Raw genomic sequence first — 20,603 nt, 5'->3', positions numbered from 1 at the left:
ACGCAGGGAGCGCCAGGCGCCTCATCCTTATGGGATTTCGCCGTCTCACGGCTGCTTCGCGTCGGCTCGTTTGAGCATCGCAAATGCGCGATTGATCCGTTGCAGCGCTGTCGCGTTGGCCACGAGTGCGTACAGCGCGAACCCGCCCGTCAGAATCCAGGGCGAAGCGGCGCCCATGGCGGTCGCCAAGCCGTCGGCGACCAACAGCACGCAAATGAACACCAGGCGTTCCATCCGTTCGAAGAAATCCGGCCACGCGTGGTTTTCTATGGGGATTTCGATCGCCGTCCGCGCCTTGGCGTAGCTGGTGAGGAGTCCGCCGGCGAACGCGATCATGGCGATCGCCCACAGGTCGGCGACCCAGCCTATTGCCGCAAACACGGCAAGTTCCTGATAACGGTCGGCCATGGCGTCGAAATAGCCACCCGCCTTGGTGCTCAGATGTCTGCGACGGGCAACCGCCCCATCGAGCGCGTCGAAGGTGAAGGCAAACGCCAGGCAAAGGCCAAAGGCGAGGCTCGACTGGTGGTACAGATAGGCGGCGCACGACAGGGCGACGAGCACCAGCCCGCCTGACGTAACCTGGTTCGGGGTCATGCCGATCCCGATCAACGGAGAGGCGGCGTGCTCCCATAGCGGGTCGATACGGCGTTTCATGAGACCGGCGATCATGATGACTTGGCTCCTCTGATGATATCGACGTTTAACCGGCAAATTGAGGGTTCGTTCCAGCCGGTCGGCGCCGATCGAGGTGGTCGGCGCAATGTCCGTCTGTGTCCGCTGTCGCAAATCGACTGGCGGTCTAAGCGTCGCGGCCTGACCGGGTCACGCCCGAGGGCATGCTTTTGCGCGACCGCATTAGCGTAAGTAACCGGAAGGACTGATACAACGCATATCCGCAATTCACCGGGAAGCCGTTCGAAACGCCATGCGTAAATTACTGCCCAGGCTTGCTTACCTGCTCGCGACCTCTGCCGGCGCGGGATTATCTCCGGTATGGCCGGGCACCGCCGGCGCGGGCGTAGGAGTGGCCGTTGCCGCGGTCCTGATACCTGCATCGCCTTGGCTGATCGTGCTCGCCTATTTCGCCTTTTTCGCCGTGGGAGTATGGGCGTCGTCGCATGTCGTCGCCCATACCAGGACGGAGGATCCGCAGATCGTCGTCATTGACGAGACCTTCGGCACCGCCGCAACGCTTTCCATGCTGCCGCTCGACCCGGTCTGGTGGGCAGCAGGTTTCCTTGCTTTCCGGTTCTTCGACGTCGCCAAGCCTTGGCCCATCGGCATCGTGCATGAGAAGGTAAGGGGTGGACTCGGCATCATGCTGGACGACGCGGCTGCGGCTGTCTTCGCCGGCGCGTCGCTGCTTTTGCTGAACGATTTGATTCACCGTTTGCCGTAACTTCACTAAAATCTGCCGGAGCAGCGCTAGACCGCAGCGTCGCGTGGCCGCGCCAGGTCGTTCGTTCCCTCCGGGTCCGGCGCTTGGCCATAGCTCATCTTCCTCATCTGCTCGATCACCCGCGCCATCTCCTCGTCGGAAAGGACCGGCGGCTCGCCAAGGCTAAGCGCCTGGACATACATGCGCGACAGGGTTTCGACCTCGTTCGCCAGCCACAACGCCGCTTCCATGGTCTTGCCGAGCGAAATCTGGCCGTGTTGGCCGAGCAGGCAGGCGAGGCGATCCTTAAGCGCAACCAAGGCATTGTCGGACAAGGCCTGCGTGCCAAAGGTTGCGTACTCCGCGCAGCGGATGGTGGTGCCGCCAGCCACTCCCGTCATATAGTGGAAGCTCGGGATCGTCTTGTGATGGCAGGCCAGCGTCGTGGCGTAGAGCGAGTGGCAATGCAGCACGACATCGATCTCCTGCCGCTCTTTCAAAATGTCACGGTGGAAGCGCCACTCCGAGGAGGGCCGTCGGCCGACATAGGTGCCGTCAAAGCCCATCTCGACGATGTCTTCGGGCGTCATCGTTTCGTAGGGCAGCGACGAGGGCGTGATCAGGAAACCGTCGCTAGAGCGCACCGACAAATTGCCGGCATTGCCCTGGTTGATGCCGCTTGAGTTCATCCGGCGGCAAGCATCCACCATCTCGCGGCGCAGAGCGCTGTCATCAGTCATCGATCGTTCCTTTTGCTGGTCTTGGCCCGTTGCAGGTTGTTTCGCTTCGCCAGGTCGCGCCACCGCTGTGCATAGGCTGCGAGCGTCTCACGATCGCCGGCAAAGGCAGTCGGCAGGCTGAGCGCGATCGGAGCCGGCGTGTCACGCGTTTCGTGTTCGCCAAGCAGCGCCGCACCCGAGGCGGTGCCATAGGAGTCGAGGTTGTAGACCGTTTCGGCGTTTGGCCGTAGTGCCGCAACCAGTGTGGCGTAGAGCGGGTCTCGCAGGAAGGTGCCATCCAATGCAACCAGCCCGGTTTCGCTCAGCGCATCGATACATTCCACCGTCAGCAGCGCGGCGTAGAGCACCGCGAGCGCCTTGCGCTCTGCAGGGATTTCTGCAGGCGGCCCTTCAAACCGGCCGCGCCCGGCGCTGCCTGGAAACAGGCCGTCATCGTCGCCGAACGACGGCAATGCGAAGGTGCCGCGCTCAATCAGCAAACTGACCAGCGCAGCGTCGGCCGCAGTTCCTTCTTGCCCCTGCCCTGCCACATGACTGAACTCTCGTCCGCCCATGGTCAAAACGCCGCCGACCGGGCGTCCTGTCACGTCGCTGTTCAGCACCATTCCGCGATTTCATCGAGGCGGTCGAGAGGTGTCGCCGCGCACATTCCGACAATCCAGGTTCCGGTAGAGATCACGCAGGCGTCGTGCATGCCTGCCGCCTGATAGCGGTAGAGGTTCAGGCTGCTGTCGTGGCCGCCGGTCAGGACAGAGAGCTCTTCCGGTATGCCGTGCCGGCGCGCCAGATCGTGCCGGATTGGCCCCAGCCTCTCCCAGGCCGGATGGAATGGTGGCATGAGGCGCTGCCATCCCTGCCCCGCCACAATGGGCGCCCACTGCTTGCGCACATTGTTCCACAGATGGGATTGCGCCGACAGGATCGTCGTTTCGGCCGATGGCACGCCTGACAGCCGCCAGGCCCAATATTGAGGCAAGCCCAGATACCAACGAGCCTGAGCGACGCGCTCCGGATCAACCTGCTGCATCCAGTACAGCTGGCGTGCCTGGTGAGCGGCCTTCAGCATGATCGCGCTGCCGCGATCGAAGAAATCGCCCGAAAGCGGTGCGTAGCCTTCGCGAATTGCAGGCGGCAGATCCTGCTCGTAGTCAATCATCGGCAGGACACAAGTCTCGTCGGGATCTGCGTTCACCAGAACTCCCGCAGAGCCATGTCCGGTGCCGACCAGCTTTTCCAGCGGATGATGACGGCACAAACTGGCGAGCGAGCCGAACAGCCAGTCGCTAATGCCGTTGAGATCGTGCTGCCGCCAAGGTGGACCAGGCCGCACTTCGTTGTGGACAGAGAGGCTCTCCACGAGCACGCCGTCGAGCGTCATTGCAGAGAGCTTTATGTTGGTCTTGCCGACATCGAAGACGGCGATCCTTGCGCCGTCCGCCTTCTGCCCGTCACCCATCGTCTCAGATCAGACCGTATTGGCGAGCCTTGTTGCGCAGGAACGGCAAGCCATTGCCCATCACTTCGGCCTCGTCCTTCGCAACCGGCCGCCAGACCGAGAGGCCGTAGGAGACTTCCGGCGGCATGTTGATGAAGCTTTCCATGGCCAGTCCGCCCTTGAAGCCGATCGCCGCCAGCGTCGCGTAAATCTCGTCCCAGGGGCAGTTGCCGGTGCCTGGTGTGCCGCGATCACTCTCAGACAAGTGGATGTACTTCAGGTGGTCGCGGGCAGCCAGAATGCCGTTGGCGGCCCCCTTCTCCTCGATGTTCATGTGGTAGGTGTCGAGATGAACAAAAATGTTGTCGGCCCCGACTTTCTCGACCATCCAGACGGCCTGCGCGCCGGTGTTGATCAAATGGTTCTCGTAGCGGTTCACCGCCTCGATTCCGAGCTCGATGCCGCGCTTCTTGGCATGCTTGGCGGCGACGGTCAGCACGTGGGCGATATTGTCGTATTCCTTTTCGGTCGGTGGCAGGCCGGTGCGTTCGCCGATACCGCCAAAAATCACGCCGGAAAGCGCCAGCGCGCCCATTTCCGCAGTCTTGTCGATCGCCACTTCGAGATGTTCGATGGCGGCATCCGGCCGCACCGAGGCCCAGGCGCGCTCCGGCAGGCCAAGCGAGCAAACGGCAGGAAGATTGTGCTTTTCGAGCAAGGCGCGTGTGTGCGCGGCATCGACCGCCGGCGCGTTCAGAAGCGCGATCTCGATAAAGTCCATCCCGTATTTGACGGAAGCCGCGATCGCCTTCTCCGCGCCGGCCCGGTCCCAGTTCATCGTCCACATCGAGGTGTGGACCCCAAAACCATGCATCTAACTCACCCTCTGTTTGTGTTCAGGAATTTGAGGCGCCCGGCAAGCCAGCGCAGGATCATCACCGTGATCATCAGGATGCCCCAGACTGCCGTCGCAAGGTGCTGGCTTGCGCCCATCAGATTGAGTCCCGAGGACAGAAGCTGGAGCACGACGAGCGCAACGAAGACCGGGATCACCCGACCGAAGCCGCCGAACGGATTGACCCCGCCAAGGAAGCAGGCAAGCACGGTGATCAGCAGGTAAGACTCGCCGTGGCCGACACGCACCGAATTGAAGCGCGCCAGCATGATGATGCCGGCGACCGCGCACATCGCGCCGGACAATGTGTAGACGAGAACCTGCACCTTGCGCGTATTGATACCGGAATAGCGCGTGGCCTCGATATTGGAGCCGATCATGTAGGTGTTGAAGCCTAGCTTCATGCGCGTCAGCAAGACGTGCCAGATCAGCACGCAAGCGATGAAGATGAGCAACGGCACCGGGATGCCAATAATCGAACCGTAGCCGATCGGCGCCAAGAAGCCGGGAATGCCGGACACGTCGCCGCCGCGCGTCAGGAATTCGCCGAGACCGCGCAGGAAGATCATCATCGACAGCGAGACCAGGATCGGGTGAGCCTTGGTGTAGGCGATGACGAGCCCCATGATCAGCCCGCTCAGTGCGCCGACCGCGATGGCAAGGGCCGAGCCAAGGAGGAAGGCGCCGATGCCCGCTTCGACGCCTCCCTGGCTTTGCAGTACCCAAGCCAGCGTCAGGCCGGCCATGTTGGCCGTGAAGGTGATGGCCAGGTTCAGGCCGCCGGTCAGGATCGGCAGCAGCATGGCGAGTGTGAGGAGGCCGAGTTCCGGCAGCTGGAAGGCAACGGATCCAAAGGTAGCGCGGGAAAGAAAGTTCGGCGCCGCAAAACCAAACACGATCATGACAGCTACGAACGCGGCAAACGGACCTGCAAGTTCGGGGCCGAGCGCGTTGCGGACGCGTTCAATCAAAACCGTCATGAATGCACCCGTCGGCTTTTCAGGAACGGCAGCAGGCGTTCGATGCTGGTGTTCGACAGGGTGATGGCGGCAAGAATGATGGCGCCGACGATCATCTTGAACGCGAAAGGCGACACGCCCATCAAATTGAGTCCGTTCTGGGTAATCGAGACCAACAGAACGCCCAGAATGCAGCCGAGCACGCTGCCCTTGCCGCCGCCGAGCCGCGCGCCGCCAAGGACTACGGCTGCCAGGACGTCGAGTTCGCGCCCATAAAGGGCATTCGGCACAACCTCCTGCGCGTAATGCGCTTGGACGAGACCGGCGATACCCGCCATCAGGCCAAGCCAGCCGAAGGCGATAAATTGCATGGCACCGATATTGATGCCGAAGCGGCGCGCGCCCTCCGGATTGTCGCCAAATGCGTAGAGTTGGCGGCCGGTGGTGGTGCGCGTGATCAACGCCCAGGTAGCGAACACGCATATGGCCATAATGAGCACAGGAAGGGTGATCTCCGCCCAGGTCCCGTCAGCCATCTCTCGCTCGAACAGCACGACGCGGGTGGTGAGCCAGTCCGGCAGGTTGTAGATCGACACGCCGCCCGTGAAAAACATCAGCAAGCCGAAGAAAATGTTGAAAGTCGAAATCGTGGCGACGATCGAGATGATCCTGAACCCATGGATCAGGAAGGCGTTGATGCAGCCCAACGCGACGCCCAATGCGCCAGCGATGATGAAGCCGACAATCCAATTCCCACCGCCGATCCAGCCGAGGACGGTCGCGGTCAGATATTGCACAACGGAGGCAGCAACCGCGAAGGAGATGTCAATGCCGCCGGCGATCAGCACGACCAGCAGGCCAACGGCGAAGATGATGTTGACCGAGCTGGTGTTCAGAAGGTCAAACGCGTTGCCGAGGGTGAAGAACCGGTCCGTCGCGAACGAAAGGAAGACGCAGATGACTGCGATAACGGCGAGCAAAGCCAGTTCCGTTGCGTGGGAGCGGACAAACCTACGCATAGACCGCCTCCTCCATCGCATGGAGGGTCGTAGCGCCCGGCGTAAATTCGCCGACAATGCGCCCCTGAGCCATGTGCAGCACACGGTCCGCGTTGAAATAGACTTCAGGCACCTCGTCCGAGATCAGGATAATGGCCAGGCCGCTGTCCGCCAGCTTGGAAACGATGTCGAAAATGCCGGCGCGCGCGCCGACATCGACGCCGACCGTCGGTGCGTCGAGGATAAGCAGCTTCGGGTCGGTCGCCAGCCATTTTGCAATGGCGACACGTTGCTGATTTCCCCCTGACAGGGTCGAGATCGCGTCGTCCTGCTTTCCGATCCTGACCCCGAGGTCCCTTATCCAGCGATTGACCAGAGATCGCTTGCGATCGCTCGAAATGAAACCGCCTGAAAGGATCTTGTCCAGCGAGGCGATGACCATGTTGTCGGCGATTGCCTGGGGCTGAATGAGACCGAGCGACAGCCGGTCTTCCGAAAGATAGGCGACGCCGGCGGCGATCGCGTCACGGTTGGAACCGAAGCGAACGGGTTTGCCATCCAGGGCGACGGAGCCCGATTTCGGCTTGCGCATGCCAAACAATGTCAGCGCCAATTCGGTGCGCCCTGCCCCGAGCAACCCGGTGATGCCGAGCGTCTCGCCGCGCCGGACTGTCAAGGACACGTCGTCGAATTCGCCGGGCCGCGACAGTTCCTTGACCTCAAGCATGACCGGGCTCCTGCTCAAATCCCGATGCAGGACGGAATAGTCGAAGGTCTTGCCCGTCATCAACTCGGTGATGCGCGACTGGGTCAGGCCTTTGGTTGGATAGACGCCAACCAGGGCGCCGTCGCGCAGCACGGTGACGCGGCTGGAGATTTCAAGAACCTCCGCCAGGCGATGACTGACGAACACAACGGCGACGCCCGACGCCGACAGATTGCGCACAACGTCCAGCAGATAGTCGGTTTCGGATTGGGTGAGCGACGCCGTCGGCTCGTCCATGAAGACGAGCTTTGCCTCACCGACGAGGGCGCGGGCGATTGCTACGATCTGCCGCTGTGCGATGGGAAAGTGGTGGAGTGCCAGATCGACATCGAAGGTAACACCAAGACGTTGCAAGGCGTTGATCGCGACCCGACGCATCTCGGCATAGTTCACCAGCCGCGGCCAGCGGCCGATGACGGTCTGGAACGCGATATTCTCGGCGACAGTCATCTCGGGAAACAGGGCGAGATCCTGCCAGATGACCTGAATTCCGCTGGCCTGCGCCGTAACCGGCGACATATGGGAGTAGCTCTGGCCATCATAATCGATTTCGGCACCCGCCTCGGGCTTGTACACGCCTGTAATGACCTTGATCAGCGTGCTCTTGCCGGAGCCGTTCTCGCCGGCAAGACAATGCACCTCGCCCGGCAACACCTCAAAGCTGACATTCTTCAGCGCCTTCACGCCGCCGAACGTCATGTTGACGTTGCGGAGCGACAGCAGCGGCCGTGGTGCGGCGCCATCGAGTGCCTGATCAGCCATCGAGTCGAAACCTGGATCCAATCGCGTTTGCAATCCTGCAGCCGGGCCGGTTCGAGGCCGGGCCCGACTGCCATTAGCCCTGGGAGGCCTTACAGGCCCATCGCCGCGAGATCGTCGACAGTATCCTTGTTGATGGGGACGAGTTGATCGACGATGATGTTACGGTTTTCGAAGTCGGGCTTAACTGTCCCAAGCCCTTCGATCGTATCGCCATCCTTGATCTCTTTACCCTTCATGAGATGGTCGGCCAGCGTGACGAAAACCTCGCCCGCCTGCTTCGGATTCCACATGAAGCCGCCGGAGATCGCGTCGCTTTTGATGAGCTTCCGGCCCTGGCCTGGCGAGAATGGTCCGAGCACGAAAATTTCGCCCACCTTCCGGCGCTCTTCGATTGCTCGGCCAGCGCCGATCGGGCCTTGGCTGCCGAAGGCGAGGAAGCCCTTCAGGCCGGGATTTGCGGAAATCAGGTCAAGCGCAGTGCTGCGGCTCTTGTCTACATCCTCGGCGACGCCATAACGTTCGCCGACGAGTTTCATGTCGGGATTATTCTTCTTCAGATACTCGATTGCCGCATCGGCCCAGGCATTGTGCAGCGGCACCGTCAACGAGCCGACGAACACTGCATACTCACCCTTGCCGCCCATCTTCTCCGCCAGGAGCTTGGCGTGAGCCTCGCCGAAGCCGGTGGCAGACGCGAGTTCGAAATCCCAGTCGGCGCCCTTCTGGCCAGGCGATTCATGTGTGATGACGACGATGCCGGCGTCCTTGGCCTTCTGCAGGACCGGTTCAAGCACTTTCGCATCATTCGGCACGACGCCGATGACCTTGACGCCCTGCGCGATCAGATCCTCGATGGCGCGAACTTGCAGTGCTGGATCAGCGCTGGTCGGGCCGACCATGAATGCGTCGATCCCGAGCTTCTCGCCGCGCTCCTTGATGCCCGCCTCCATTGCGTTGAACCACGGAATGCCGCCGATCTTGACGACGACGCCGACCTTGCCGGCCTGCTGTGCCATCGCAGCGAATGATCCGCCAATCATAAGGGTCGCGGCAAGCGCCGCGATCAAGAGCTTTTTCATCTGTACTCCTCCCATAACGTTCCTAGTGGGAACACACTCGAGCCGTCGAACGACGGCGGCCGTTAGAAACTCCCCGAAAAAGACGGGGCACTTCCCCATCGATCATCCACCGGTTTTCGCTTGCACAATCGATGGTGCAGAAACTATTGTGCATCGAGAAGCTCTCGTCAAGCGGGATATTGCTCTAAATAGACGCGCCGGAGGCGCCAGATGGATCAGCGGGTCAAGAAGAAGGCGACGATCTATGACCTGTCCGTGCTGTCGGGCAGTTCGCCGTCGACCGTGAGTGCCGTGCTGAACGGCACTTGGCGCAAGCGCCGCATCAAGGAAAGTACGGCGCAAACAATTCTCGGCCTCGCCGAACTCCACCAATACACCACCAATCTGCAAGCGCGAGGCTTGCGACGCTCGCGATCAGGCCTGGTCGGCCTGATGCTGCCCGTCCACGACAATCGCTACTTCTCCTCCATGGCGCAGACGTTTGAGGGGCATGCGCGCAGCCGCGGCCAATGCCCGGTCGTGGTTAGCGCCAGCCGCGACCCCGAAGAGGAACGGCGGACCGCGGAGACGCTGATCTCCTATTCAATCGACCAGCTCTTCATCGTCGGCGCCACCGATCCCGATGGCGTGCACGAGGTCTGCGAACTGGCGGGGCTGAGGCATATCAACATCGACCTGCCGGGAGCGAAGGCGCATTCGGTGATCAGCGACAATTATCAGGGCGCGCGGATGCTGACGGAAGCAATCATCCGCCGCTTCGGCAACGACGATCCTCTGCGGCCGGACGAGCTGTTTCTGTTTGGCGGCCGCAACGACCACGCCAGCCGCGAACGCATCGCCGCTTTCCATGCGACCAAGAAGGCGCTGCTGGGCGCCGACCCTGACGATGGTGTGCAGTCCTCTGGGTATTCGCCTGATATAACTTTGCGTGCCTTCGAGGCGTTTTACCAATGCCGTGGCAAGCTGCCGCGCGCGCTGTTCATCAATTCGTCGATCAATATGGAAGGTCTGCTGCGTTTCATGGCCGGCCGGCCGGCGGAAATGTTCAGCGAACTCGTCGTCGGTTGCTACGACTATGACCCCTTCGGCTCCTTCCTGCCCTTCCCCGTAATCATGGTGCGGCAGAATGTTGAGGCGATGATCACGAAGGCATTCGAGCTGATCGATGAACCGCCGACGGCACCGCAGACCTTCCTGATCGCGCCAGAGTTGATCCAGCCCAGGTCTGCATTGAAAGGGCCGCTGGACACGCTGAAGGATATAGCCTGAGGGTGACCCGGCGCTACACCGCCTTGAGATTTTCAGTGGTTCATCGTGCCGACTCTCACGGGAGTGTCGCCGTCCTCAGCACGAGCCAACTGGGTGGGTGCGTAGGCGCCTGTAAAAAGGTCCACAGCACCGAGCGTTAGAAGCGATAACGGATTCCAAGGGCGTTCGCATTGGAACCCTCTGTCATATCTCCAAACGTGCCATCGGCGCCGGATCTATGGTGGAGTTGGTAGACGAGTTCGACGTTGGGAGCCTGCCTCACTCTGAACGAAAGCTCCGCACCAACGAAGCCGAGGAATGATGCATCGCCATCGTGGACGATTTCGCGTTCGCGCTCGATCTCGGTAGGGCCGGTAACGGCACTGAATCCAGCAGTCAGTGCGGGCGCAATCGCCAAATCACCAATGACCAGGCCGTGGTGGCGCAGTCGCGCTCCGGCCCAAAGTTCGCCAGTCGTATCATCGTCCTCGCCAAATCTTATGGCCGCGCCGGCGACGCCACCAAGAACGAAGCCAGCGCCGATATCGACGAAATCGCGACCGTATGCAGCTCCGATTATATAGTTGTCCGTGTAGTCGGCATCCAAAACATTGATCGCGTCGCCGAAGGCCCCGTGCGCAAAGACGCCACCAAAGACATAAACATCATTCTTGGTCGGCAAACCGTCTGCGAAAGGGTCCTGGGTCGCAAAATAGATAAAGGGAGAATTGTCATCGGCGAGTCCAGAACTGACTGAAATGCCCAAGATCACCGCAGCCAGGGCCACTTGCAGTCCACGCATAGACAAGCTCCGAATCAATCCCTTTCCATGGTTGGCAATTGCAATGGGGAAAAACAAGGTACGAATTGTTTTATCGCCAAAATACTGGATGCGGGTGGCTCGAACCATTCTTCAGGCTTTGCCGGGCGCGCGCAGGTGACCTTCGCCACAGGCCGTAACGGCGCAGTCTTCGGCCGCCGGCCTAACAGTAATGGCATCAGCCTATACCAATTCACGTCCGTTGCTGCGTTCGACTGCCCCGATCATCTGCTGGAGTTCCATCATTGATGGATAGGATTCCCTGTGGAAACCACGATTGAAGACCTTAGATCTCGGAACGTTTTCGTGCCGGCGCGGGTTGTCATGGAGATGCATCGAAAGCATGGGACGCGAGAAAAATGGCCATTCTTTCGGGAGAACCGGGAAGCTGTTGGGTGGCGGCAGCCACCGCTACGAACTATTCTCCGCTCGAGGGCTCGGTCCATGCCGATGCCGTTGTCGTGGGCGCCGGGATTGTCGGGCTCACGACGGCGCTTCGCCTTTGTGAGGCCGGTCGATCGGTGATCGCCGTCGAAGGCCTGCGGACAGGCGGCCAGGTGACCGGCCGCTCGACGGCCAAGATCACGACGCAGCACGCGCTGATTTATCGCCATCTCATCGACACCTTTGGGCCGGACCTGGCGCAGACCTATGCCGAAGCAAATTCCGCCGGCGCCGTGCAGATCCGGGAATGGGTTCACGACTATGCCATCGCCTGCGATCTCGAGGCCAAGGACGCCTATACCTACAGCTGCGATGCAAACCGGCGCGCGGAGATCGTGGCCGAGGCGGAGGCCGCGCGCCAGGTTGGGCTGGACGCCGATATCCTGGAGCGCGCGCCGCTGCCTTTCGAAACGGCCGCCGCTCTGCGTTTTTCCGACCAGGCGCAGTTCAATCCGGCGATGTATCTGGTTGGCCTGGCTCAAGCGGTGACGGCCCGTGGCGGGCGGATTTTCGAAAACAGCCGCGCGATCTCGATTGGCGAGGCAAGCCGCTGGCGCGTCGTTACCGACAGCGGCACCGTTCACGCCGAGCATGTGGTCGTCGCCACCAACATGACAGTGAAGAGCCCCGTCGGCATGGCGAACCGGACCCAGCCGCGCTGCCACACTGCCATGGCGTTTCGGATCGATGACCCTCTTGCCGTCGACGGCATGTTCATCGGCATCGACGATCCGACGCATTCCATCCGCACCGGCCGCGACGCCGAAGGCCCGCTGCTTGTCGCACTCGGCCCCAAGTTCGACACGGGCCAGGACGGCGATGTGGCGAAACGGTTTGTCGAGCTGGAACAATGGGCAAGAATGAGCCTTCCCGTTGGGGACGTTGCGTGGCGCTGGTGCAATGAGGACTATGATACCGCCGACAGGGTTCCGTATGCCGGCGAACCCGATCCGGACAAAGCCTCCGGTTTTCATATCGCCACGGGATTCAACGCCTGGGGCATCACCAATGGAACGGCCGCAGGCATGATGATCGCGGATTTGATCTGCGCGCGGCCGAGTCCATGGCAAAGGCTCTACGACCCGGCGCGGTCTTATCCCGAGGACTTTCACCAGAATGGCCGCAGCCAATCGATTGTCTCAAGCCTCGACGACATCGCGCCCGGCATGGGCGGTGTGATCGTCAGGGGTGACGAAAAGATCGCGGCGTGGCGAGACGCTGAAGGGGTGCTCCACCCGGTTTCGGCGACATGCACCCACAAGGGCTGCACGGTGACCTGGAACAATGCGGACAACACCTGGGATTGTCCCTGCCATGGCTCGGTTTTTGCGGCCGACGGCTCGGTCATCCACGGCCCGGCTCGAAAGCCGCTTGATCCGGCTGCGCTGTAAACGGCGGCCACCGGCACGGGCCGGTGTTACCGTGCGTAGGTTCCGACCAACTCGGTCTGCTCCAGCGCATGCTTCTGGGCTTCCTTCCAGACGAGCTGCACGCCCGCCTGTCCCGGCACACTGAGGCTCGGCACGTCGAGCGCGGCCAGCCGGAAATGATAATGATGGACGCCATGTCCCACCGGTGGCTGCGGGCCATCGTAATAGGCATTGCCGAAATCGTTGGTGCCTTGCCTGAGTGCCGACGGGCCTGGCTTGCCGTCTTGCGCCTCGGCAAGCTCGCCGGCATCGGGCGGGATATTGAACACCGCCCAATGCCCGAAAACCCCGCTCGGCGCGTCGGGATCCTGCACGACAAGAACAAGGCTCTTGGTACCGTCCGGGACACCGGACCATTTTAGCGGTGGTGAGACGTTCTGGCCGTCGCGGGTATGCCTTTCAGGGATTTTCCCGCCCGCCGGGAACGCAGGACTGATAAGGGTGAGTGGCATTTCCATCTCCCCAAGAAACGAGACCAACTGTATCTGGCGCTATTTCACGCCGCTTGCTGAGCTGCCGCGACGCGCCTGATTTCTGCCGGCAAGGATTCCCAAACCTTGATCATCTGCCCCTCTCCCACGTGGTGAGCGAGCACCTTGGATACGACCCTGAATGCATCCTTGGAATCGACCGGTCGGGTGAATTCCAACTCCGCCTTGATTTTGGCCAGGAACTCGTCGAGCGACCGCAACTTCTCGGGAGTCGTGGAGGGCTGATATTGGTCGTAATAGGCGCCGCGCACGAGGATCGGCAGCTGCGAGCCGAGGTGGGCGGCAAGATCCGGCTGCATGCGGTCTCGCAAGGCGTGGAGCACCGCTCCAAGCACATGCCATGCGACCTGCCGATCCGGTCCGATCTCGGTCATGATCTCGTCGAGCCAGATGTTTGTTGTCTGCAGCGTCTTGTCGAATACGTCGAGTCCGGTGGCGCTCATCGGAAGCCTCCTTTCAACAGGTTGAATGACTCTTGGACGAAACGGCCTTGGTCGGCTGTTGTTCCCGTCCCTAAAGGCCGCCTCTCGCGAAAGCGTGTGATCTACTCGGCCAAGTTTACGCTCGCCAAGCTTAACGCGTTTCCATCGAGAGTTGGCCCGTCAAGATTTGGCCGTGGCCACGGCAACGAAAAGAGATTGCCCTTGCCTGCTGATGCGGAACAACATCGGCTTGTTCAGCTGGCGGGATTTCGCCCACTCCTCTTGGATGTCCGACGGCTGTGTCACATCCCGGTTGTTGGCCGAGACGATCACATCGCCAGGCTGAACGCCGTTTTCGGCGGCGAGGCTGTTTGGAGCCACTTCCTGGACGAACACGCCTGTAGTATCCGGCTGGAGTCCGAGCTGCTGGCGTGCCTCATCCGGGATTGGGCTGAGCGACAATCCAAGACGCGTGTCGGCCGTTTCCGACTTCGGAACGGCGCTGGTCTGTTGCTCCTCATCGTTGCGTTGTCCGATGGTCAGAGCTATTTCCTGTTGGCTGCCTCCGCGGTTCCGTGTCAGCGTCGTTTTTGTTCCCGGCTTTTGGCTCGCAGCCGCGAGCGTCAGATCATGGACGCTCTGGATGTCCTTGCCGTTAAAGCGTGTGATCACGTCTCCCGCCTGTATGCCTGCCTGCTCTGCCGGACTGCCGGGTTCGACCGAGGCGACCAGCGCTCCCTTGCTGCCGGGTATTCCAAGCGCCTCGGCAATCGACGGGGTGATCTCCTGGAGACGCACCCCGATGAAACCGCGCTCGATCCGGCCAGTGCGGATCAACTGGTCGACGACGTTCCGGGCGGTGCGGGATGGTACCGCAAAGCCAATCCCTATGCTGCCACCTGTGGGAGATACGATGGCCGTATTGACCCCGATCACTTCGCCGCGAGCATTGAACAGCGGGCCGCCGGAATTGCCGCGATTGATTGAGGCGTCGGTCTGGAGAAAGTCGTCGTAAGGACCGGCATTGATGTCGCGCGAACGGGCCGAAAGCACGCCGACGGTAACGGTCCCGCCGAGCCCGAACGGACTGCCGATAGCGATCGTCCATGCGCCGGGTTGTACTGCATCGGAGTCACCCCAGGCGGTCGTTGTCATATTGGACCGCGGATCGATCTTCAGCACCGCGAGGTCGGTTGCCGGATCGCGGCCGACGAGTTGCGCAGGCAACGTCTCCTTGTCGGAGAATACGACATGAATTTCGCTTGCATCGGCAACGACATGGTTGTTGGTGACGATGTACCCCTCGGGGCTGATCACAAAGCCGGAACCAAGGGCCTCTCGCACCTGCGGTTGCGCCGGTCCGAGGCCGGGACTGCCGAAAGGACTAAGAAAGTCGCCCAGCGTCGCCTGGTCCTGGATGATCTGTTTGGTCGTTATTGCGACCACGGCCGGAATTTTCTCGCGCACGATCGCCGTGAAGTCGTTTGGGATTTCCTGAGCTGCGAGCGGAGCAAAGCCGCCGGCCGAGAGCATCAGAGTTCCGGCGATCAGGCCGGCGCAAAGTCTTTTGTTCAATACCGGTAACATGGCCTGCGACTCCTCCAGCGTTCAGTGATCAAGCGTGCGACCGCTCCGGCATGAGCCAGCGGTTCACCAGCGGATTACGACAACCCTGTCGTTCCCGTTGGCGAGTTCGACAGCTTCGGTGCCGTCCGGTTTCCGGCTTTCGATCCGGGCACCTTCTACTGTTTCTATGCCGGCAATGTTGGCCGCAAAGGCCTCGTCAATCTCGGCGGCACAGACGAGGGTATCCGGGGGCAGATCCTTCACTTGGTCCATCAACTCGCGAAGCTTCATGGCGAACCTCCTTGGCACAGGCCCGGATTCTTTCAGCCGCACATTCCAACCATGTGCCTCCAGAAAAGTTCCCAGACGCGATTGCGGGCATGTCACAGGGACGAGATTCCGCCAACGATGCATCGGTGGTGGCATGGATCAGGAGCGCGGGCCGTGTTCACATGAATCGAGAGCTTCCTGCCTCCGACAAGGGACCCGGCCATGAGCCTTCGTCCGGCCGCCCTGAATGCAAGGCGTCGGCTCGATCAACACTGCGGCACCGGCGATGCCACCAGCCTTTTGCCGGCCAGCCGCTAACGAGGACGACCAAGACTTGTCGTCACCGTTCTGGGCTGGCCTCAATGCGCAAACCTTGCCCTCAGCCAGGCCAGAAGTCTGTTCCCGGTAATCGTCCGGCGGACTCTGGCGGCAGCCCATCGCGCTTGCATCGTAGCACCAACGTGACAGTGACAGACGATGTTGTGCAACTGCCAGTCACTTAGCTCGAAGAAGCGCTTTGCCTCACCGTAGGTATCATCTTTCAGACCCATGGCGCGCAGCACCGGATCCTCATAGGCAACGGTGATCGGCGACCCCGCGCCACGCGCTACGTCACGAGCTTCAGGACTGAGATATTCGGTGCCTGAAAGGGCTCCGAGGCAACGCCGTGGATTTTGTTCGAGAAGCTCTGCCCAACGCTCGATCCGCTGCGCCCGAGTCATGACCGGGTATGTCGCCGAGGGCTCAACTTTCGCAAGTGTCTGCAGTTGGTCGAGTGTTTGGTGTTTCATGGTCGGCTCCTTTCAACAGGTGGAAGTGCCCACGCCCTAACAGAAGATTATTGCGCTGCGACGCGCCGACAAGGCCGGAATTGGCAATGTCAGGAGTTTGCCCCTCGCCCGGTTCGTATCAGGAACCTTCCCGGGGGCCTGCTTGTTTTGGCTAGTGAAAGGAGACGGTCATGAGCACAAAACCACCACCCGTTCCGACAGAGAACCAAAGCCCAAAGGGTCCGGGCGACAAGAAGTCGGTTCCTGTCGACCAGACGCAGCACAGCCATTCCGCCCCAAATCCCGACAAACAGGGCCAGCAGGGCAACACGAAGGTCAATACGACCCATCAAGGCCATCAGCAGGACCGTTAGGTGATTTCATGTCCACGTCGAAGAAGACCCGCGCCAGTATTCGCCATGGCGGTCCTGGCGCATCGCACGAAAACGCCAAGGAGCCGCTGGTGATAGAAAAGCCGCCAGCCGATTCCGATCTGCGCAGCCGCAGCAAGATCTCAGGTGGCGGAGGCGAACGCGACAGCCACCATACTCATGACCCCGAAAAGAAGGGCGGCGGCACCCGACCGGCAAACAAAGGGCGGTAGAGTGGCTGTGGCCTACTTTGGCCTACCGCCGCAACTTCCGACTGCGTCAGGCATTTTTGCTGTGATCGCCGTTCCTCCAGGCGGTCCGAGGCTGAGAAAGCCTGTCGCCCGCGGGCTCCCGGCCGGCGGGCTGTCTCGTCAGCCTACCGGCTTTTCCCGCGAGACGAGCGACAGCGATGCTACTTCCGGTGGAACAGGAAGCCCCCTCTGGGAGTTCATACCGTCATCAACAGGCGCATGGACGTGCCCTTGTACGGCGCGGCAGCGCACGAATGGGAGAACCACCATGAGCCTCGGAACCATACTCATCATCATTTTGATCCTTATCTTGCTCGGCGGGTTCAGCGGCTTGGGTGGTGGACCGTTCTACGGCACCGGCTATTATGGTGGCGGCGGCCTCGGTCTCGTGCTGCTGATCGTTATTATCCTGGTCCTTCTCGGGCGCATTTAGTACACGATTAGGCGGACAATTTTGGCGATGATCCTGTGTCGGCCTGATGCCTTGCCCAGGAATGTCGCCGCGACTGCGGGCAAAGGGGGCCGCACGTGATTGTCCGGACGGAACCGAAACCGCTCAAGGGCATTATAGCCGCTCAGAAATCCACGAGAATGGCGCCATAAGTGAACTTCGTTGAACAAGCCGATGTCGGCCTCGGAGTTCCGGGCATTCCCACTGCCGATCTGATGCAGGCACTGCCGGTCGCCATCTACACCGTCGACGGGCAGGGACACATCACCTTCTTCAACGAAGCCGCAGCTGAGCTCTGGGGCCATCGTCCTGTTATCGGTCGGGACCTATGGTGTGGCTCGTGGAAGCTTCGTCATCTGGACGGTCGGGATATGGCGCATGGCGAGTGTCCGATGGCCGTGGCGCTGCGCGAAGGGCGGGATGTCTCCTGGGACCAGGCGATTGCGGAGCGGCCGGATGGCGACCTGGTCCCATTCAGGGCTCACCCACGCCTGCTTCGCGACGAAGCGGGCAATGTAGTCGGGGCCATCAACACGCTGCTCGACCTGCGCACGCAGACGCTGGGCGATGAAGCCCGCATGCGTCTTGCCGCCATTGTCGAGTCGTCGATGGACGCCATCGTCTCGAAGGACATGAATGGCATCATTACCAGCTGGAACTATGCTGCAGAACGCCTGTTCGGCTACACGCCTGCCGAGGCGATCGGCCGGCCGGTGACGATGCTCATTCCGCCTGACCGTATCGACGAGGAAGTCTCGATCATCAGTCGCATCCGCGCCGGCGAACGCGTCCCCTCCTATGAGACGATGCGCCTGCGCAAGGACGGCACGCTCGTTTCGGTCTCGCTCACCGTCTCACCGATCCGCGACGGGATCGGGCGGGTCGTCGGCGCCTCCAAGATCGCGCGCGACATCAGTTCCCACAAGGAGAACGAACGGCGCATCCGACTGCTCATGCGCGAGGTCAACCATCGGGTGAAGAACCAGTATTCGGTCATCATCTCGATGATCCGCGAGACAAGCAAGCTGACGAGCACACCTGAGGCTTTCCTCGGGCAAGTTCGAGAGCGCATCCTGGCGCTTTCGGAATCCCATGATCTCCTGGTCAATGCCGAATGGCGCGGCGCGACGGTCGGCGAGCTCATCCAGGCACAGCTCAAGGCGTTCGCAGCGCAGTCCCGCGTGTCGATGGCCGGGCCACTGGTGGTACTGCAGCCGAACGCCGTCCAGTATCTCGGCATAGCCTTTCACGAACTCGCCACCAATTCGGCAAAACATGGAGCGCTGTCGTGCAACGGCGGACGCGTCGAGATCGATTGGCACGTGGTCCCTGCGGGCGACGGCGCTGAGACCTTTCGACTGGTCTGGCGTGAGTTGGACGGGCCAATCCTGGACGCTGTCAGGGGGCGCGGTTTCGGACTGGTCGTGCTCGAGCGAGTGGCGCCGCAGGCTCTCAGCGGCAGCGGGCGGCTGGAGTTCCACGCCCGAGGCATCACCTGGACGCTCGAGGCGCCGCTGCATTTCGTCCAGACATCACTGGCCGAAATCGCGGCCGATTGAAGGAATTTCGCCGCGCTCGTGACGTGAAGCTGAGCCCTTCCCCGCGACCGACTGTGTTCGGCCAGACCTATTGCGTTTGGTCCGGCGGGCGAAAATAAGGCGAAACAGCCCAGTCCTCCAGAACATCGACGTCGCCTCTTCCAGGCAGGGCATCGCAGCCAAGCGAGTGCCGATCGACGTTACCTGGTTCAAACACGGTCAGGTTGTCGAATTCCATGGCCGCCCCGTAGAACTGGGCGGCTTGCAACACCAAGCATTCGACGTCTTCAAGCGCAACGTTTTCTGCGAGGTTTCGCAGCCGCACAGCCTCGGCCACCGCAGTGACATTGACTATCCCCTTACACCGGGCGGCGGTCCAAACTTGCAGGTTAACGTCGTGACACAAATGGGCCGAATAACCGTCTCTCATGGAAACCCCTTCCTTTCAGGAGCGGTTTGTCCCTCAAGATCAGCATGTGCCATAGCAGCTCGAATGACAAGCGTAATCCATCAAACAACACACAAAATCAACAAGTTAGCATACCGCTCAGGCTACACGATCGACGCTTGACGGTAACTGTGAGCCTTTCACGCCGATGGCCAATTAGCCGGTCTTGACGGCTGGCGAGGCTTTTCCTACTTCTTAGACAAATACTAACTTTGAGCGGCTGGAGGGCAGAAATGGCCGAGCTGGAAAGACCCGAACGACTGCAGATCATGCTAACGTCGGAGGAATTGGCTGCTTTGGAAAACTGGCGCTTCGAAACGCGCATGCCAAGCCGCTCGGCGGCCGTGAGAGAGTTGCTGCGGCGCGGTCTCCACGCGGACGGATTCTTGACGGCAGCACAAGGTGCCAAGTCGCAGGATTTTGGAATTCTGCCCAATTCCGGCATTGGCGATGGAGCGTCTCGCGACCAGGGCGGCGGCAAGCTATAAGGTTGCCTCGCGGCGCTAGAGATGCTTCGGCGCCGGAGCCTTGCCCTGTGGAACTTCAGGCAATCGTCGTGCGTTCGGTGAGGCATGTTGTGGACCGGAACAGGGCCGGTTGCATCATCACACAGGCCAGCAAGGATCGAGGCAGTGAGCTTCCTTTACCGCGCGGCAAAAATCGCCGAGCAAGCTCATTCGGGGCAGACCGACAAAACCGGACAGCCCTATATCGAGCATTGCCGCCGGGTCGTTGATGCCGTCGAAACGCTCGACCAGAAGGCCGTTGCCTACCTCCACGACGTTGTTGAGAAAAGCGACGATTGGGATCGCGAGCGGCTCGAGGCGGCTGGTTTCGGAACATCCATCGTATCGGCAGTCGATGCGATGACACGCAGGCCGGACGAGGACGACCTCGCTTTCGTGCGCAGAGCAGCAGCCAACCCATTGGCGCGGCCGGTCAAGCGCGCCGATCTTACCGACAATTTATGGCAGGCACAGCAGATTGGCGCGTCGACATCGAAATATGAAGACGGACTGCGGATCCTCGACGAAGAATTCTCCTGATGACGAAAGGATTGTCGCCTGT

23 protein-coding genes and 1 pseudogene are annotated in these 20,603 nt (G+C 61.1%); 9 read left to right on the top strand and 15 right to left on the bottom strand.

What is annotated here, in order from left to right:
* Window positions 1-45 precede the first annotated feature (45 nt).
* Window positions 46-597 carry a CDP-alcohol phosphatidyltransferase family protein gene (locus AC0L2V_RS07930; protein WP_473519893.1) on the bottom strand — a complete coding sequence of 184 codons (552 nt, stop codon included), beginning with the start codon at window positions 595-597 and terminating at the stop codon, window positions 46-48.
* 331 nt (window positions 598-928) lie between these two features.
* Between AC0L2V_RS07930 and AC0L2V_RS07925 the strand changes: the two genes are divergently transcribed.
* Complete coding sequence (locus tag AC0L2V_RS07925) at window positions 929-1,402, top strand: phosphatidylglycerophosphatase A family protein (RefSeq protein WP_473519826.1); 474 nt, start codon at window positions 929-931, stop codon at window positions 1,400-1,402.
* 26 nt (window positions 1,403-1,428) lie between these two features.
* Here AC0L2V_RS07925 and AC0L2V_RS07920 read toward each other — a convergent pair whose 3' ends face one another.
* The 7 genes and pseudogenes from AC0L2V_RS07920 to AC0L2V_RS07890 all read right to left on the bottom strand — a co-directional run bounded on the left by AC0L2V_RS07920 (window position 1,429) and on the right by AC0L2V_RS07890 (window position 9,015).
* Window positions 1,429-2,121: a class II aldolase/adducin family protein gene (locus AC0L2V_RS07920; RefSeq protein ID WP_287175330.1), complete on the bottom strand. Its 693-nt coding sequence runs from the start codon at window positions 2,119-2,121 to the stop codon at window positions 1,429-1,431.
* A pseudogene (locus AC0L2V_RS07915) lies at window positions 2,118-3,577 on the bottom strand (FGGY family carbohydrate kinase). The gene AC0L2V_RS07920 and the pseudogene AC0L2V_RS07915 overlap by 4 nt, the downstream one beginning before the upstream one ends.
* A 4-nt stretch (window positions 3,578-3,581) precedes the next feature.
* Window positions 3,582-4,430, bottom strand: a complete 849-nt coding sequence (locus AC0L2V_RS07910; protein WP_023799537.1) for a sugar phosphate isomerase/epimerase family protein — start codon at window positions 4,428-4,430, stop codon at window positions 3,582-3,584.
* Window positions 4,431-4,435: 5 nt separating this feature from the next.
* Complete coding sequence (locus AC0L2V_RS07905) at window positions 4,436-5,431, bottom strand: ABC transporter permease (protein WP_473509627.1); 996 nt, start codon at window positions 5,429-5,431, stop codon at window positions 4,436-4,438.
* Window positions 5,428-6,429, bottom strand: coding sequence for an ABC transporter permease (locus tag AC0L2V_RS07900; protein WP_473509625.1), 1,002 nt, complete (start codon window positions 6,427-6,429; stop codon window positions 5,428-5,430). The genes AC0L2V_RS07905 and AC0L2V_RS07900 overlap by 4 nt, the downstream gene beginning before the upstream one ends.
* The gene (locus tag AC0L2V_RS07895; RefSeq protein ID WP_473509623.1) at window positions 6,422-7,936 is read right to left on the bottom strand and encodes a sugar ABC transporter ATP-binding protein; all 1,515 of its coding nucleotides are present in this window, start codon (window positions 7,934-7,936) and stop codon (window positions 6,422-6,424) included. Before AC0L2V_RS07895 ends, AC0L2V_RS07900 begins: the two co-directional genes overlap by 8 nt.
* An 89-nt stretch (window positions 7,937-8,025) precedes the next feature.
* Window positions 8,026-9,015 (bottom strand): substrate-binding domain-containing protein, encoded by a 990-nt coding sequence (locus tag AC0L2V_RS07890; RefSeq protein WP_473509621.1) that lies wholly within the window; start codon window positions 9,013-9,015, stop codon window positions 8,026-8,028.
* A gap of 210 nt (window positions 9,016-9,225) precedes the next feature.
* On the opposite strand from AC0L2V_RS07890, the gene AC0L2V_RS07885 reads away from it, so the two are divergent.
* Window positions 9,226-10,284 carry a LacI family DNA-binding transcriptional regulator gene (locus tag AC0L2V_RS07885; RefSeq protein ID WP_473509620.1) on the top strand — a complete coding sequence of 353 codons (1,059 nt, stop codon included), beginning with the start codon at window positions 9,226-9,228 and terminating at the stop codon, window positions 10,282-10,284.
* A 136-nt stretch (window positions 10,285-10,420) separates the two neighbouring features.
* On the opposite strand, the gene AC0L2V_RS07880 is transcribed toward AC0L2V_RS07885, so the two are convergent.
* On the bottom strand, window positions 10,421-11,173 hold the full coding sequence (locus AC0L2V_RS07880) for a hypothetical protein (protein ID WP_473509619.1): 753 nt from the start codon (window positions 11,171-11,173) through the stop codon (window positions 10,421-10,423).
* 269 nt (window positions 11,174-11,442) lie between these two features.
* On the opposite strand from AC0L2V_RS07880, the gene AC0L2V_RS07875 reads away from it, so the two are divergent.
* The gene (locus AC0L2V_RS07875) at window positions 11,443-12,918 is read left to right on the top strand and encodes an FAD-dependent oxidoreductase (RefSeq protein ID WP_473509618.1); all 1,476 of its coding nucleotides are present in this window, start codon (window positions 11,443-11,445) and stop codon (window positions 12,916-12,918) included.
* A gap of 26 nt (window positions 12,919-12,944) precedes the next feature.
* On the opposite strand, the gene AC0L2V_RS07870 is transcribed toward AC0L2V_RS07875, so the two are convergent.
* The 5 genes from AC0L2V_RS07870 to AC0L2V_RS07850 all read right to left on the bottom strand — a co-directional run bounded on the left by AC0L2V_RS07870 (window position 12,945) and on the right by AC0L2V_RS07850 (window position 16,497).
* Window positions 12,945-13,409, bottom strand: a complete 465-nt coding sequence (locus AC0L2V_RS07870; RefSeq protein ID WP_473509617.1) for a YbhB/YbcL family Raf kinase inhibitor-like protein — start codon at window positions 13,407-13,409, stop codon at window positions 12,945-12,947.
* Between the two features lie 44 nt (window positions 13,410-13,453).
* A complete protein-coding gene (locus AC0L2V_RS07865; protein ID WP_091590070.1) occupies window positions 13,454-13,891 on the bottom strand; it encodes a DUF2267 domain-containing protein in 438 nt (145 codons plus the stop codon).
* 159 nt (window positions 13,892-14,050) lie between these two features.
* A complete protein-coding gene (locus AC0L2V_RS07860; protein WP_473509615.1) occupies window positions 14,051-15,403 on the bottom strand; it encodes a Do family serine endopeptidase in 1,353 nt (450 codons plus the stop codon).
* 117 nt (window positions 15,404-15,520) lie between these two features.
* Window positions 15,521-15,727, bottom strand: coding sequence for a hypothetical protein (locus tag AC0L2V_RS07855; protein WP_023799550.1), 207 nt, complete (start codon window positions 15,725-15,727; stop codon window positions 15,521-15,523).
* 338 nt (window positions 15,728-16,065) lie between these two features.
* Entirely contained in the window at window positions 16,066-16,497 is a 432-nt protein-coding gene (locus tag AC0L2V_RS07850; RefSeq protein ID WP_473519825.1) for a hypothetical protein, read from the bottom strand.
* A gap of 170 nt (window positions 16,498-16,667) precedes the next feature.
* Here AC0L2V_RS07850 and AC0L2V_RS07845 point away from each other — a divergent pair, with 170 nt between their 5' ends.
* The 4 genes from AC0L2V_RS07845 (at window position 16,668) to AC0L2V_RS07830 (ending at window position 19,108) form a co-directional block, all read left to right on the top strand.
* Window positions 16,668-16,850 carry a hypothetical protein gene (locus AC0L2V_RS07845; RefSeq protein ID WP_091590065.1) on the top strand — a complete coding sequence of 61 codons (183 nt, stop codon included), beginning with the start codon at window positions 16,668-16,670 and terminating at the stop codon, window positions 16,848-16,850.
* Between the two features lie 8 nt (window positions 16,851-16,858).
* Window positions 16,859-17,080, top strand: coding sequence for a hypothetical protein (locus AC0L2V_RS07840; RefSeq protein WP_023799552.1), 222 nt, complete (start codon window positions 16,859-16,861; stop codon window positions 17,078-17,080).
* Between the two features lie 286 nt (window positions 17,081-17,366).
* Window positions 17,367-17,531 carry a DUF3309 family protein gene (locus AC0L2V_RS07835; RefSeq protein ID WP_023799553.1) on the top strand — a complete coding sequence of 55 codons (165 nt, stop codon included), beginning with the start codon at window positions 17,367-17,369 and terminating at the stop codon, window positions 17,529-17,531.
* Window positions 17,532-17,701: 170 nt separating this feature from the next.
* Window positions 17,702-19,108: a PAS domain S-box protein gene (locus AC0L2V_RS07830; protein ID WP_473519824.1), complete on the top strand. Its 1,407-nt coding sequence runs from the start codon at window positions 17,702-17,704 to the stop codon at window positions 19,106-19,108.
* Between the two features lie 67 nt (window positions 19,109-19,175).
* Here the strand turns inward: AC0L2V_RS07830 and AC0L2V_RS07825 are convergent, their stop codons facing one another.
* Window positions 19,176-19,517: a hypothetical protein gene (locus AC0L2V_RS07825; protein ID WP_473519823.1), complete on the bottom strand. Its 342-nt coding sequence runs from the start codon at window positions 19,515-19,517 to the stop codon at window positions 19,176-19,178.
* Between the two features lie 251 nt (window positions 19,518-19,768).
* On the opposite strand from AC0L2V_RS07825, the gene AC0L2V_RS07820 reads away from it, so the two are divergent.
* Together AC0L2V_RS07820 and AC0L2V_RS07815 are read left to right on the top strand one after the other, a co-directional pair.
* Window positions 19,769-20,023 (top strand): hypothetical protein, encoded by a 255-nt coding sequence (locus AC0L2V_RS07820; protein ID WP_473519822.1) that lies wholly within the window; start codon window positions 19,769-19,771, stop codon window positions 20,021-20,023.
* Window positions 20,024-20,167: 144 nt separating this feature from the next.
* Window positions 20,168-20,581, top strand: a complete 414-nt coding sequence (locus tag AC0L2V_RS07815) for an HD domain-containing protein (protein ID WP_473519821.1) — start codon at window positions 20,168-20,170, stop codon at window positions 20,579-20,581.
* Window positions 20,582-20,603 lie beyond the last annotated feature (22 nt).

Source organism: Mesorhizobium sp. WSM4814 (assembly GCF_055811595.1).
This window is presented reverse-complemented; position numbering and strand designations above follow the sequence as displayed.

What these genes read in the sequence shown, in the direction of transcription:
- AC0L2V_RS07930 (WP_473519893.1), bottom strand. Translation starts at nt 597, where the DNA reads ATGACCCCGAACCAGGTTACGTCAGGCGGGCTGGTGCTCGTCGCCCTG.
- AC0L2V_RS07925 (WP_473519826.1), top strand. Translation starts at nt 929, where the DNA reads ATGCGTAAATTACTGCCCAGGCTTGCTTACCTGCTCGCGACCTCTGCC.
- AC0L2V_RS07920 (WP_287175330.1), bottom strand. Translation starts at nt 2,121, where the DNA reads ATGACTGATGACAGCGCTCTGCGCCGCGAGATGGTGGATGCTTGCCGC.
- AC0L2V_RS07910 (WP_023799537.1), bottom strand. Translation starts at nt 4,430, where the DNA reads ATGCATGGTTTTGGGGTCCACACCTCGATGTGGACGATGAACTGGGAC.
- AC0L2V_RS07905 (WP_473509627.1), bottom strand. Translation starts at nt 5,431, where the DNA reads ATGACGGTTTTGATTGAACGCGTCCGCAACGCGCTCGGCCCCGAACTT.
- AC0L2V_RS07900 (WP_473509625.1), bottom strand. Translation starts at nt 6,429, where the DNA reads ATGCGTAGGTTTGTCCGCTCCCACGCAACGGAACTGGCTTTGCTCGCC.
- AC0L2V_RS07895 (WP_473509623.1), bottom strand. Translation starts at nt 7,936, where the DNA reads ATGGCTGATCAGGCACTCGATGGCGCCGCACCACGGCCGCTGCTGTCG.
- AC0L2V_RS07890 (WP_473509621.1), bottom strand. Translation starts at nt 9,015, where the DNA reads ATGAAAAAGCTCTTGATCGCGGCGCTTGCCGCGACCCTTATGATTGGC.
- AC0L2V_RS07885 (WP_473509620.1), top strand. Translation starts at nt 9,226, where the DNA reads ATGGATCAGCGGGTCAAGAAGAAGGCGACGATCTATGACCTGTCCGTG.
- AC0L2V_RS07880 (WP_473509619.1), bottom strand. Translation starts at nt 11,173, where the DNA reads ATGGTTCGAGCCACCCGCATCCAGTATTTTGGCGATAAAACAATTCGT.
- AC0L2V_RS07875 (WP_473509618.1), top strand. Translation starts at nt 11,443, where the DNA reads ATGGCCATTCTTTCGGGAGAACCGGGAAGCTGTTGGGTGGCGGCAGCC.
- AC0L2V_RS07870 (WP_473509617.1), bottom strand. Translation starts at nt 13,409, where the DNA reads ATGCCACTCACCCTTATCAGTCCTGCGTTCCCGGCGGGCGGGAAAATC.
- AC0L2V_RS07865 (WP_091590070.1), bottom strand. Translation starts at nt 13,891, where the DNA reads ATGAGCGCCACCGGACTCGACGTATTCGACAAGACGCTGCAGACAACA.
- AC0L2V_RS07860 (WP_473509615.1), bottom strand. Translation starts at nt 15,403, where the DNA reads ATGCTCTCGGCCGGCGGCTTTGCTCCGCTCGCAGCTCAGGAAATCCCA.
- AC0L2V_RS07855 (WP_023799550.1), bottom strand. Translation starts at nt 15,727, where the DNA reads ATGAAGCTTCGCGAGTTGATGGACCAAGTGAAGGATCTGCCCCCGGAT.
- AC0L2V_RS07850 (WP_473519825.1), bottom strand. Translation starts at nt 16,497, where the DNA reads ATGAAACACCAAACACTCGACCAACTGCAGACACTTGCGAAAGTTGAG.
- AC0L2V_RS07845 (WP_091590065.1), top strand. Translation starts at nt 16,668, where the DNA reads ATGAGCACAAAACCACCACCCGTTCCGACAGAGAACCAAAGCCCAAAG.
- AC0L2V_RS07840 (WP_023799552.1), top strand. Translation starts at nt 16,859, where the DNA reads ATGTCCACGTCGAAGAAGACCCGCGCCAGTATTCGCCATGGCGGTCCT.
- AC0L2V_RS07835 (WP_023799553.1), top strand. Translation starts at nt 17,367, where the DNA reads ATGAGCCTCGGAACCATACTCATCATCATTTTGATCCTTATCTTGCTC.
- AC0L2V_RS07825 (WP_473519823.1), bottom strand. Translation starts at nt 19,517, where the DNA reads ATGAGAGACGGTTATTCGGCCCATTTGTGTCACGACGTTAACCTGCAA.
- AC0L2V_RS07820 (WP_473519822.1), top strand. Translation starts at nt 19,769, where the DNA reads ATGGCCGAGCTGGAAAGACCCGAACGACTGCAGATCATGCTAACGTCG.